Source organism: Roseovarius sp. MMSF_3350 (assembly GCF_030733425.1).
Classification (GTDB): Bacteria; Pseudomonadota; Alphaproteobacteria; order Rhodobacterales; family Rhodobacteraceae; genus Roseovarius.
In genome coordinates, this window is record NZ_JASHIZ010000003.1 from 186280 (window position 1) to 198031 (window position 11752).

Sequence of the window (11752 nt, forward strand, 5' to 3'; positions counted from 1 at the left end):
CCACTCGATGTCTTGTTGCTCTTGCAATGGTTAATATCATAGGCCCGCATCGGATGCATGTCCCTTTTGCGGCCTCAGTTCTGCAACGGTCCCCAGGACGGGTCCGAGGCGCCGGTTTCGGTGCGCACCTGCTTGAGGTTGCGACCGGTGATGTCCACCGACCACAGGCTCGACGCGCCCTGCGCGCCCTGGGTTTCGCGGGTGAACATGATGACCCGGCCATTGGGCGCCCAGGTGGGCCCCTCGTCCAGGAAGGAGGCGGTCAACAGGCGTTCCTCGCTGCCATCCGTGCGCATCACGCCGATATGGAACCGGCCTTTGGATTGCTTGGTAAAGGCAATCAAATCGCCCCTCGGCGACCAGACCGGCGTGCCATAGCGGCCCTGCCCGAAGCTGATCCGCGTCGCCTCGCCGCCGCCGGCGGGCATCACGTAAAGCTGCGGCGTGCCCGAGCGGTCGGATTCGAACACGATCCTGCTGCCATCGGGGCTGAAGCTGGGCGCGGTCTCGATCGACGGCGTGGTGGTCAGGCGCGAGGTCTGCCCCGACGCGATGTTCAACTGGTAAAGGTCGGTGTTGCCGCCCGTGGTCAGGCTGTAGACGATGGTCTGCCCGTTGGGCGCAAAGCGCGGCGCGAAACTCATCTCGCCATCGGCGGCGTTCAGCACGTTGCGCCCCGCCGTCGCCACGTCCAGCACGTAGATCTTGGGAAACCCGCTTTCATAGCTGGTGTAAAGCACCCGATCCCCGCCCGGCGAAAACCGCGGCGCCAGCACGATCGACGCGCTGTCGGTCAGGTAGGTCACGTTGGCGCCATCATAATCCATGATCGCCAGCCGCTTCTGCCGCGCGTCCTTTGGCCCGGTCTCGGACACAAAGACGACCCGGCTGTCGAAATAGGGCGCCTCGCCCGTCAGGCGCGAATAGACCTGGTCCGAGACCTTGTGCGCGATGCGCCGCCAGCCATCCACCGTGCCGACGAATTGCAGGCCCTGGCCCATCTCCTGGCCCGCGAACACGTCATACAGGCGGAACCGCACGACGACCTTGCCGCTGTCATCCACGCTCACGCCGCCCACGATCAGCGCCTGCGCATTGATCGCCTTCCAGTCCGCAAACTGCACCGGGCTCGAAAACGCCGTCACCCGGGCGATATGCGCGTCCTGCGGGATTTCGCGGAACAGCCCCGTGCCGGTCAGGTCGGCGGCGATCACACGGGTGATATTGGCCGCCATCTCCTGCGCCTGTGCGCTCTCGGCCACGAAATTCGGCACCGCAAAGGGCAAGGGCTCGATCACGCCCTCGGTAATTTCGATCCTCAGCGGCCCGCTGCGCTCTTCCTGCGCCATCAAGGGCGCGGCAAGGCCTGCAAGGATCGCCACAAGGGCCAGAAATACTCTCATGTCACTGCTCCCCTTCGACCCTTTGGTCGAATGTCATCTCTGTTTCGCGCCACGCGTCATACCGGTTTCGTGGCAAGTCAAACCCCGTCTGGCCGCAGACCAGAATGGCACGTCGCGCCGCCGTGAAAGAGGTCGTGCCGCTCACCTCACGGGGAATTGAGCGCAAACCGTCGTCAACAACCGTGCCTTTCCGGTTCACCCCGAACGCTACGGTGACAACAGTGCCGCCCGCGGACGGGTTCCAGCAGCCCGGCACGTCCTCGCGAAATTTGCGCGATCTGTCCGCCGGATCGGCCCTGAGAACCGCGACCGGGGCCGGAAGACCCGCAAGCATCGTCGCTTTGCTGATACCATGCCGTGTCATCTGATCCGCATGCTCTCGGGGTTGAATGTCATTTCGATCTCGCGCCACGTGGCGTATTTCTCGATCGGCAGGTTATATCCGCTCGCACCACAGCGGATGATCGCCCGCCGTGCCGCCTCGAACGCCTGCTGCGCCGAGGCGTTGCTGCCGCCCTCGCTGCCGATCATGCGGATCGAGTTGGTGATCGGGCGCCCATCCTCCGACATCGTTACCGCCACGGTCACCGTGGTCGCCAGCGCGTCCGAACTCAGCGAACCGACGTTCCAGCATTCCTGCACCGCCACGCGCAACCCGTCCTTTTCTCCCGCCGTCAGCGGCGGCCCCTGCGGGCTGCCCTGCGGTTCGGGGTCGCTGCCCAGCGCCTCGGCCAGCGCGTCGTTCACGGCAGAGCTGTCGGGGCTGGTGGCCTGCTGTGTCTCGGGTTCCGGCTCCGCCGCGGGTTCCGCCTGCTGCGCAGGCTGCTGTTCGGGCTCCGGCTCGGGGTCGGGCTGGGCGGCCGGGACTGGTTGTTCCGGCCGCGTGCGCGGGCGTACCGAGCGCGGCGGCGCGGCAGAGGCGACTTCCTCGGCTTCGGTCACGATCTCGGTCGTGGCCTCCTGTCGGGCGGTTTCCTCCTGTTCCGGCACAGGCTCCTCGGCCTGCTCGGTGGGCTCGGGGGCCTCCTGATCCACGTCGGCGATCTCGACATCCGGTTCGGGCTGCTCCACCGCCTCGGGGGCGACGCGCGGCGCGGGCCGGGGCTGGGGGCGCTCTGACCGCTCGGGCGCCAGAACAGCGGTGTCCTCTTGCGGCGGCGTCGGCTCCTGCGGCGCGTCGGCGATCTCGGCCTCCGGCACGGGCATCGGCTCGGGCTCGACGGCCTCGGGCACCGGGTCCGGCTCGGCGGTCTCGGTCACCTCGGGCTGATCCTGTTCGGGCGCGGCATCGGCCTCGGACGACAGCTCGGGCGCCTGTCCCTCCTCGGGCGGCTCGGGCGTGTCGACATTGGCCACCGCGTCGGGCGACGGCTCGGCGATCATGGCCGCGTATTCCTCTTCCGAGATGGCCGTCACCTCGGTGATCTCGAACGGCAAGGGGTCGGACTTGAACGCTCCGCCGAAAATCGCAAAGACGATCAGGCCCGTGTGGGCCACACCGGAAATGATCTGCCCGGTGTCCAGCCGCATCTCAGCCGCCCTGCTCGTCAAGCGTGGGACCGCCGGCATCGGTCACCAAGCCGATATTGGCAAATCCGCCGCGATTGAGCGCGCCCATCACCTGCATCACGTCCGAATAGGGCACCGCCCCGTCCGCGCGCAGGAACACCCGCGTGCTGTCGCGTTCCGTGGCAATGGCGCGCAGGCGGTTCACCAGCTCGCCGCGCGGCACCTCGGTGGTCTGGATCATGACCACCCCCTCGGCGGTCACCGTGACGGTCAGCGGCTCTTCTTCCTCGCCAGGCAGGGCATTGGCCGCGGTCTCGGGAAGTTGCACCGGTACACCCACGGTCATCAGCGGCGCGGCCACCATGAAGATGATCAGCAGCACCAGCATGACGTCCACGAAGGGCGTAACGTTGATTTCCGCCATCGGGCGCGACCGCCCGCGGCCCCTGCGCCTGCGGCCGGTGTCACCTGATTTTTGAACAACGCCAGCACCCATTTAAGTCATGCCTCGCTCAGTTCCGAAAAGAGCATCACGCATGCGACCCGAGGAAGCGTTTGCATCGCAAATGCGTTCGGGGCGCGGGTGGGATTCAATCTTGCGACGCATGACTAGCTGTCCAATTGCCGGCTCAGGATGGTCGCGAACTCGTCCGCGAAGGCCTCGTAACTGGCCACGATCCGGTCGGCATCCGCACTCAGCTTGTTGTAGAACACCACCGCCGGAATGGCCGCCAGCAGGCCCAGGCCCGTCGCCAGAAGCGCCTCGGCGATCCCCGGCGCGACAACGGCAAGGTTGGTGTTCTGCTGCTCGGCAATCTCGATGAACGCGTTCATGATGCCCCAGACCGTCCCGAACAGACCCACGAAGGGCGACACCGACCCGATCGAGGCCAGGATGGTCAGCCCGCTCTGCAGCTTCTCGCTTTCCTTGACGATCGCCACGTCCATGCTGCGGTCGATCCGCGCCGTGGCGCCTGCGATCAGCGCCCCGTCGGTGCGGTGCGACCGCCGCCATTCACTCATGCCCGCGGCGAACACCCTCTCGGATTGCCCGTCCGGATCGGGGCCGATTTCGTCGAAAAGCTCGTCCAGCGGCTCGCCGGACCAGAAGCGGCGGTCGAACCGCTCCGCCTCGGCGCGGGCCTTGCGATAGGTGATCGTCTTCTGGATGATGATCGACCACGCCCAGAAGGACGCCACGATCAGCATCAGCATCACCAGTTTCACGATCAGCGTCGCGCGTGCGAATAGCGCCCACAGCGAGAAATCCATCTCCTGTGCCATTGCCAGGGTTTCTGCTTCCATCTGCCTGCTCTTTTACCTGTCCGGGCCTTGTTGACTGGCCGTATTGAGCGTGAAACTAGACGATTTCCAAGGGGAAAGCCAACCTCAACCGCATCCGCGCGGTCAATTGCAGGTGATCAGTGCAGCATCAGGCGGATATTCGCCGGTAGGCGCGCCGGCTGGCCGGTGTCGTTGATGCACACGATGGTCACCTGCGCCGAAAAGACGAGTGCCTCGCCGCGCAGGACCTTCTGTTCCATGACAAGCCGCGCGCCGGTGACCGTGACGACGGTAGTGTTTACCACCAGTTCGTCATCGAACTTGGCCGGATGGTGATAGTCCGCCTCGACCCGCCGCACGGCGAACACCACGCCATCGTCTCGCCGCATCGCGTTCTGGTCGATGCCCAGTCCTCGCACCCAGTCGCTGCGAGCCCGCTCTATGTATTTGAGGTAATTGGCATAATAGACGATCCCGGCCATGTCGGTATCTTCGTAATAGACGCGGATCGGGAACGCATGGGCCATACCCGCCTTCTAAGGCGCGCGGGTGGCGACGGCAACGCAAAAGAGGGGCTCCGCCCCACGGCGAACCTGCGGTTCACCGTTCCCCGGGATATTTTTGGCCAGAGGAAGATCAGGCCGCTAAACCGGGTAGTCCGCCAACACTTCATAGACCGGCCCGTCCGGCGTCAGGGTCGAGCCGTAAAGGCAGAACCGGTCCACCGTGAACGGCCCCGCGCGAAACCCGGCGCAAGCGCCAAGGAACGCGGTCAACCGCCCCATGTCCACCGGCCGCGACCTTGGGAACCGCGCCAGTGTGACATGCGGGCGAAACCGCTCGCGCGGCAGGTCGATCCCCGCCTGCCGGGCCGCGCCGCGCACCTTGTCGTGCAACTGCCGCAGCGGTTCCACCTTCGCCACTTCGGCCCAGACCAGCGCCGGACGCCGCCCGCCCTTCGCCTCGACGCCGGTGAATTCCATCTCGAAAAACGGCACGCGGATCTCTCCCAGCGCCGCGTCCAGTTCCGCCAGCACGGCCTCCGGCTGATCTTCAAGGAAAGCTAGCGTCAGGTGCAGGTTCTCCTCGTCCACCAGCCGCCCCTGCCGCAGCGCCTCCTGCACCGGCAAGAGTGCCTCGATGGCCGCATCCTCCAGCGGAACACCCACAAACGCCCGCATCGCGCGCCCCGGCCGCTACATCTGCCCCAACCGCGCCGCGAGGCGCAGCGCGTGGCTGGCATCCTGCGCCACGGCGGGCATGACCGGATCGTACCCCGCCCGGATCACCGCGCCGATATCGGGCCGCAGGATCACCTGCCCCTCGCCCGCCTGCGCCAACACCGAGCGGTCGGTAAAGGCCGTGTCGGACCACAGCAGGATCGTCTGCGCCACCTGCGCCAGCGCCAGCGTATCGGCGGGCACCCGGGACAGTTGCTCATCCATCCGCAGGAACACGAAACTTGCCTTGATCGCGCCTGCCTCGTCAAAGCGGAAGATCCGGTACTGGTTGGCATCGGCCGCCTTCAGCCGCGCCACCAGCGGGCCAAGGTCTGGGATCATCCGGTCCATGTCCGGTACCTCCAGCAACTCGTCCCACTCCCGGAAGAAAAAGAACATCAGGTTCACGCCCAGCTCCGGGTCGGTTTCCGCCATCTGGTGGCCCGCCATCATCACCACGGCCTCCACCGCGCCCTTGACGATTTCCAGCGTCTTGTCGTCGGTGCCGAACACCACCGGCACGATGGGCCGCCCCCAGCGGGCAAAGAGGTAAGAGCCGTCGGCGCGGGTGAACAGCGCCTCGACGTCTTCAGGAGAGATCAGATCAGCCATGCCGTCTCCCTACCAAAGCCGCCGCCCCATGCAAGCCAAAGCCCCCTTCCGCTGGCGACAAATATCCTCGCCGAAGGCAAGAAACTCTTCTGGCACTACTTGCCGAACAAATCGCTCTGCCCCGCCGCCTTGGGCGCTGCCATCCCAAGATGCGCCCAGGCCCGCGAAGCCAGCATCCGTCCTCTCGGCGTGCGCTGGATCAGCCCCTGCTGGAGCAGGAACGGCTCGATCACCTCTTCCAGGGCATCGCGGCTCTCGCTCAGCGCCGCACTCAGCGTCTCGATCCCCACTGGCCCGCCCTGGTAGGCCTCGGCAATGAGACGCAAATACCGCCGGTCGGCCCCGTCAAGGCCGAGGGCGTCGACCCCAAGCCGCGTCAACGCGCTGTCAGCAAGCGCTTGCGTGATCCGCCCGTCGCCCTCGACCACGGCGAAATCCACCACGCGCCGCAAGAGCCGCCCGGCCACCCGTGGCGTGCCCCGCGCCCGCCGCGCGATCTCCCGCGCGCCCTGCGCCTCTGCCGGAACCCCCAGCTTCTGCGCATTGCGCGTCACGATCTCGTTCAGCTCGTCCTCGGTGTAGAACTGCAACCGCGTCGGGATCCCGAACCGGTCGCGCAAGGGCGTCGTCAACAGCCCCAGCCGCGTCGTGGCGCCGACGAGCGTGAAGGGTTGCAGCTCGATCCGCACCGTCCGCGCCGCCGGTCCCTCGCCGATCACCAGGTCCAGCTCGAAATCCTCCATCGCCGGATACAGCACCTCTTCCACCGCGGGGTTCAGCCGGTGGATCTCGTCGATGAAAAGAACGTCATTGGCCTCCAGGTTGGTCAGGATCGCCGCAAGGTCGCCCGCCTTGGCCAGCACCGGACCGGAGGTCATCCGAAACCCCACGCCCAGCTCGCGCGCCATGATCTGCGCCAAGGTCGTCTTGCCCAGGCCGGGGGGGCCGTGAAACAGCGTGTGATCCATCGCCTCGCCCCGCTGCCGGGCGGACTGGATGAACACCTTCAGGTTGGCCCGCGCCTCGGCCTGCCCGATGAAATCCGCCAGCGCCTGCGGGCGCAAGGCGCGGTCCACATCCTCGGGCAACGCCTCGGGGCGCAAGGTCGGGTCAGGCTCGGTCATGCGTCAATCGTCCCACGTCCGCGAGGCAGGCCGCAAGGCCTGATGCGCCGCCTGCCCATCATCCTTTCGGCGCCAGCAACTTCAGCGCCGCACGGATCAGATCCGCCGTCGCCGCCTCCGGCACCTCACCCGCCGCCTGCGCCACCGCACCCGCGGCCTCGCCGGGGCCATAACCAAGGTTCGTCAGCGCCGACAGCGCCTCGGCCTGCGCCGCGCCGCTCGGGGCTTTCACGGGCGGCGTCCTGGCCACCGGTGCCTCGATCACGTCGTCGTCGCTTTCAAACGGCTCCGGCGCGGCAACCGACGCGCTCGCGCCCATCGCCATCACCTCCGGCGCCTTGTCCTTCAGTTCGATCACAACGCGCTGCGCCGTCTTGGGGCCGATCCCCTTGGCCGCCTTCACCGCGTTCACGTCGCCCAAGGCAATCGCGCGCCCCACGCCGTCCGGTCCCAGCGTGCCCAGAATCGCCAGCGACGCCTTCGCCCCGATCCCCTGCACGCTCATCAGCAGGCGGTGCCACTCCTTCTCCACCAGCGAGGTGAAGCCATAAAGCTGCAACAGGTCCTCGCGCACCAGCAGGTCGGTATAAAGCGCCACATGCTCCCCCGCTCCCGGCAGCGCCGCCAGCGTCCGGTCCGAGCAATAGACGAGATACCCGACCCCCTTCACATCAATCAGAACATGATCGGCGGCGCGATAATCAATACGGCCCGCGATCCGCCCGATCATGCCCGCACCTTCTCTTTCAGCATCCGCGCGGGCCCATGATGCGCGTGGCAGATGGCAATCGCCAGCGCGTCGGCGGCATCCGCCCCGGCCAGTTCGACCCCCGGCAGCTGCACGCGCACCATATGCGCCACCTGGTCCTTGCCGGCATGGCCCACGCCCACCACCGTCTTCTTTACCGTGTTGGGCGCGTACTCGCCCACCTCCAGCCCGAACTGCGCCGGCACCAGCAGGGCGATGCCCCGCGCCTGACCCAGTTTCAGCGTGCCGGCCCCGTCCTTGTTGACGAAGGTCTGCTCCACCGCCGCCGCGCAGGGCGCGTATAGTCCAATGATATCCGAAAGTTGACCGTGCAACGCCAACAGCCGCGCCGCCAGCGTGCCCCCTGCCCCGTGACAAACCCCGTTCGCCACATGGGTCAGGCGGCTGCCCTCCATGTCGATCACGCCCCACCCGAGGTTGCGTAGGCCCGGATCGATCCCGATGACCCGCATCTGCACTGCCCGCCCTTCGTTGTTTTGCCAACGCTCTAGCACGAAAGGGGAACAAACGCCAAGCACTTCCAGTGGTCAGGCGGCCGCCGCGGCCCATGCGCGACACGCAGATCACACCGTGCCAGCCCCCTCCGCACAATATGTAATCGTCAAAAATACAGCATTAACATCATGTTAACAGAAAAAGACCCATGCAGCGCCTGCATAGTGACTATGCGGAAAATGCGTGTTGTCCGACTCCGCCGAACCCCCTAACTCCAGCCTCAGAACAAGAAACAAACCGACTTTTATCAAGGACCATCAAAATGGCTTCAATCGACAACACCCGCAGCATGCATCACGGCGCCCATTTCGGCTCCCTCTTCGTGCGCATCTTCGCCGCCGTTTCCGCCTGGAACGACGCCCGCGTCACCCGCAACGCGCTGAGCCGCCTGTCGGACCGCGAGCTTGACGATATCGGCCTGTCGCGCGGCGACATCGAACGCGCGATCCGCTAAGCGCGGATCCCGCCCGCCCGGCGTCCTCTCCCTGCGCCGGACAGCAAAAAGCCCTGCACGTGACCAGCGTGCAGGGCTTTTTCATTCAGAGAGGTCTTTGGAGGGCTGAGAGGCCTTTGGTCTGAAAGGATATCTATTTCACGAAGGGGCGCAGGTATTGCGCGATCACGTTGGTGACCTGGTCCCGCTGCATCACGAACGCGCCGGCCTGTTCCACCACCGTGCCGGATCTGAGCGCCTCGACCCGCAGGTCATAGGTGGTGCCGCCCAGATGCGCCAGGATCATCGCCTTGAACAGAAACGCGCCCAGAACCAGGAACACCAGACCGCGCACCGAAAAGCCCTGTGCGCGGCGCTTGGGGCGAAAGACGATCAGCCCGTCGCGCGTCACCTTGGCCGAATAGCCGTTGGCGAGGCGGGCGCGGTTGCGGTCGATCTTTTTCAGGCGGGCATCAAAGCCCTGATGGGTGTTGGTCGCATTGGTCATGGCAGCGGTCCTAAATTCTGTTCAACTGATCCCCGGCCCTTATTGAAAAAACTAGGTTTCAAATGTGGCAAAAGTGGGGCCTACGCCTTAAAAACGCTGTTTTTAAAAGCCTTTTCAAACACTTTTGCAGGTCATTATCGTGGTCCACTCACCAATCTGGTCGCGGGATATGACACTGTTTCCGCACTGTGAATAAACCTCGACGACCTCATCCGCCTGTTCGTTCAGAATGCCCGACAGGATCACGAATCCCCGGGGCTTCAGCGCCTGGGTGATTCGCGGCGCCAGCGCGATCAGGGGCGCTTTCAGGATATTCGCGAACACCAGGTCGAACGGCGCGGCCCCGGCGATGCCCGGATGCTCCAGCCCTTCGGCCTCGAGGCATTTCACCCGGCCCACCAGGTCATTGGCCGCCACGTTGACCTCCGCCACCTCGACCGCCACCGCGTCGATGTCGCTGGCCAGGATCGTCGCCTCGGGCCAGACCCGCGCCGCCGCCATGGCCAGCACGGCGGTGCCGCAGCCAAGGTCCAGCACGCTCTTCTGCGGGCCTTCCGCGGCGTTCAGCCGGTCCAGCGCCTTCAGACAGCCCAGCGTCGTGCCGTGATGCCCGGTGCCGAATGCCATCGACGCCTCGATCAACAGCGGCAGCGCATCCTCGGGCACCTTGTCGGCATCGTGGCTGCCGTAGACAAAGAACCGCCCCGCCACCACCGGCGTCAGTTCCCGCTTCACCTTGGCGACCCAGTCCGTCTCGGGCAGTTCGGACACAGTGAAATCCTTCGCCCCGTGCAGCGACGCCAGCAAGGCCAGCCCGGCCGCATCCGGCGCATCCTCGAAATAGCCGCCCACTTCCCACAGGCCCGAGCCGTCCTCCAGCTCGAACACGCCCACGCCCGTGGGTTCCGGCGTCAGACGTTCCAGCGCCTCACCCAGCGCTTCCGCCTGGGATTTGCCGGGCAGGGTAGTCAAAGCGGTGAACGTGGGCATGCGGCCTCCCTTGGACAGATCACTCCGCCGGGGCGGGCGCCCGGGCGGTCAGGATCGTCTCATACCCCGGTTCGGGGTGACGGGGAATAAGCATCGCAAGGATAAATGACACGCCCGCCATCGCGGCGGCCATCACGAACACCGCCACCGGCGAGACCAACCACAGATAACCCAGCGCAGCGGGCAGGAACACGGCGGCGATATGGTTGATGGTGAACGCCACCGCTGCGGTGGGGGCGATATCCCCCGGATCGGCGATCTTCTGGAAATAGGTCTTCAGCGCCAGCGCCAGCGCGAACAGCAAATGGTCCACCACGTACAGCGCCGCCGCCAGCACCACGCCCCAGCCGAAGAAATACAAGCCGCCATAAAGCAGGAAGACCAGCGCCAGCCCCGCGTATTCGAACAACAGCGTCGCCCGCTCCCCGAACACGTGCACTGCGCCGCCCATCAAAGGCGCGAACAGCATGTTGGCCACGAGGTTGATCAGGTAAAGCGCCGTGACCTCGTGCACCTCGAAGCCGAACTTCTCGACCATCATGAAGCCCGCGAAGACGATGAAGATCTGCCGCCGCGCGCCCGACATGAATTGCAGCGCATAATACAGCCAATAGCGCCGCCGCAGCACCATCTTCTTGATCTGCGGGTTGGGCGCCTCGAACTGCGGAAATGCAAAGACACAGAAAAGCGCGATCAGAACCGTCGCCCCGCCCGCGATCATGTAGACGGTGTTGTAGCTCAGATCGAGCGTTTCCCACGTCATCACGATCAGCACATAGGCCACCAGCGTCGTGCCCGACCCGGCCGCCAGCAGCCAGCCCAGCATCTGCGGCGCGCGCTCCTTCTTCAGCCATTGCAACTGCAACGACTGGTTTACCGTCTCGAAATAGTGGAACCCGATCGAACTCAGCATCGTGATCGTCAGGATCCCGCCCAAGGACGGGAACCAGGCCGTCATCGCGGTGGCCACACCCAGCAGGATCAGCGACACCAGCGCCAGCGTCTGCTCGCGCATGAAAATGATGATCGCGATTACCCCGATGGCCAGGAAGCCGGGAATTTCCCGCACTGTATGCAGCCAGCCGATGTCGGACCCGTCGAATCCCGCCGCCTCAATGACGAAGTTATTCAGCAGCGCCGACCACGTCGCAAAGGCCAGCGGCATCGCCGCCGCCATCAGGAACAAGAGCGCCACGGGCCGCTGCCAGATCGGCAACTCGCGCGCCAGTTCAAGGGGATATGTTCTCGCCATGAAAATGCTTTACGCTCAAGCTCCGGCTTTGACCATGCTTCTCGGCGCAAGGCGAATGTGCAAAAATACGCGGCACCGGCCGCGCGCTTTTCTCCATACGGGTCGTCGCGATGATCACCGAACTGCTTGTGGACCAGCGCCGCCCCGGCGCAT

At 65.5% G+C, this 11752-nt stretch carries 15 protein-coding genes; 1 reads left to right on the top strand and 14 read right to left on the bottom strand.

What is annotated here, in order from left to right:
* Positions 1-74: 74 nt before the first annotated feature.
* From tolB to ruvC, 11 genes are all read right to left on the bottom strand, one after another.
* The gene (tolB, locus tag RBB31_RS05005) at positions 75-1403 is read right to left on the bottom strand and encodes a Tol-Pal system beta propeller repeat protein TolB (RefSeq protein ID WP_306128163.1); all 1329 of its coding nucleotides are present in this window, start codon (positions 1401-1403) and stop codon (positions 75-77) included.
* Position 1404: 1 nt separating this feature from the next.
* Positions 1405-1767: a hypothetical protein gene (locus RBB31_RS05010; protein ID WP_306128164.1), complete on the bottom strand. Its 363-nt coding sequence runs from the start codon at positions 1765-1767 to the stop codon at positions 1405-1407.
* A complete protein-coding gene (locus tag RBB31_RS05015) occupies positions 1764-2927 on the bottom strand; it encodes an energy transducer TonB (protein WP_306128268.1) in 1164 nt (387 codons plus the stop codon). Before RBB31_RS05015 ends, RBB31_RS05010 begins: the two co-directional genes overlap by 4 nt.
* A gap of 7 nt (positions 2928-2934) precedes the next feature.
* The gene (tolR, locus tag RBB31_RS05020; RefSeq protein WP_306128165.1) at positions 2935-3408 is read right to left on the bottom strand and encodes a protein TolR; all 474 of its coding nucleotides are present in this window, start codon (positions 3406-3408) and stop codon (positions 2935-2937) included.
* Positions 3409-3521: 113 nt separating this feature from the next.
* Positions 3522-4217, bottom strand: coding sequence for a protein TolQ (gene tolQ / locus RBB31_RS05025; RefSeq protein ID WP_306128166.1), 696 nt, complete (start codon positions 4215-4217; stop codon positions 3522-3524).
* A gap of 116 nt (positions 4218-4333) precedes the next feature.
* Positions 4334-4723, bottom strand: a complete 390-nt coding sequence (gene ybgC / locus RBB31_RS05030) for a tol-pal system-associated acyl-CoA thioesterase (RefSeq protein WP_306128167.1) — start codon at positions 4721-4723, stop codon at positions 4334-4336.
* 117 nt (positions 4724-4840) lie between these two features.
* On the bottom strand, positions 4841-5377 hold the full coding sequence (gene thpR, locus RBB31_RS05035) for an RNA 2',3'-cyclic phosphodiesterase (protein ID WP_306128168.1): 537 nt from the start codon (positions 5375-5377) through the stop codon (positions 4841-4843).
* Between the two features lie 15 nt (positions 5378-5392).
* The gene (locus RBB31_RS05040; protein ID WP_306128169.1) at positions 5393-6028 is read right to left on the bottom strand and encodes a hypothetical protein; all 636 of its coding nucleotides are present in this window, start codon (positions 6026-6028) and stop codon (positions 5393-5395) included.
* A 95-nt stretch (positions 6029-6123) separates the two neighbouring features.
* Positions 6124-7152 carry a Holliday junction branch migration DNA helicase RuvB gene (gene ruvB, locus RBB31_RS05045; protein WP_306128170.1) on the bottom strand — a complete coding sequence of 343 codons (1029 nt, stop codon included), beginning with the start codon at positions 7150-7152 and terminating at the stop codon, positions 6124-6126.
* Between the two features lie 58 nt (positions 7153-7210).
* Positions 7211-7882 carry a Holliday junction branch migration protein RuvA gene (gene ruvA / locus RBB31_RS05050; protein ID WP_306128171.1) on the bottom strand — a complete coding sequence of 224 codons (672 nt, stop codon included), beginning with the start codon at positions 7880-7882 and terminating at the stop codon, positions 7211-7213.
* Entirely contained in the window at positions 7879-8373 is a 495-nt protein-coding gene (gene ruvC / locus RBB31_RS05055) for a crossover junction endodeoxyribonuclease RuvC (RefSeq protein ID WP_306128269.1), read from the bottom strand. Before ruvC ends, ruvA begins: the two co-directional genes overlap by 4 nt.
* A 305-nt stretch (positions 8374-8678) precedes the next feature.
* Here ruvC and RBB31_RS05060 point away from each other — a divergent pair, with 305 nt between their 5' ends.
* Positions 8679-8870, top strand: coding sequence for a DUF1127 domain-containing protein (locus RBB31_RS05060; RefSeq protein WP_306128172.1), 192 nt, complete (start codon positions 8679-8681; stop codon positions 8868-8870).
* A 133-nt stretch (positions 8871-9003) separates the two neighbouring features.
* On the opposite strand, the gene RBB31_RS05065 is transcribed toward RBB31_RS05060, so the two are convergent.
* The 3 genes from RBB31_RS05065 to RBB31_RS05075 form a co-directional block, all read right to left on the bottom strand.
* Positions 9004-9357: a hypothetical protein gene (locus RBB31_RS05065; protein WP_306128173.1), complete on the bottom strand. Its 354-nt coding sequence runs from the start codon at positions 9355-9357 to the stop codon at positions 9004-9006.
* 114 nt (positions 9358-9471) lie between these two features.
* The gene (locus RBB31_RS05070; protein ID WP_306128174.1) at positions 9472-10347 is read right to left on the bottom strand and encodes a 50S ribosomal protein L11 methyltransferase; all 876 of its coding nucleotides are present in this window, start codon (positions 10345-10347) and stop codon (positions 9472-9474) included.
* 19 nt (positions 10348-10366) lie between these two features.
* Positions 10367-11599, bottom strand: a complete 1233-nt coding sequence (locus RBB31_RS05075; protein WP_306128175.1) for an MFS transporter — start codon at positions 11597-11599, stop codon at positions 10367-10369.
* Positions 11600-11752 lie beyond the last annotated feature (153 nt).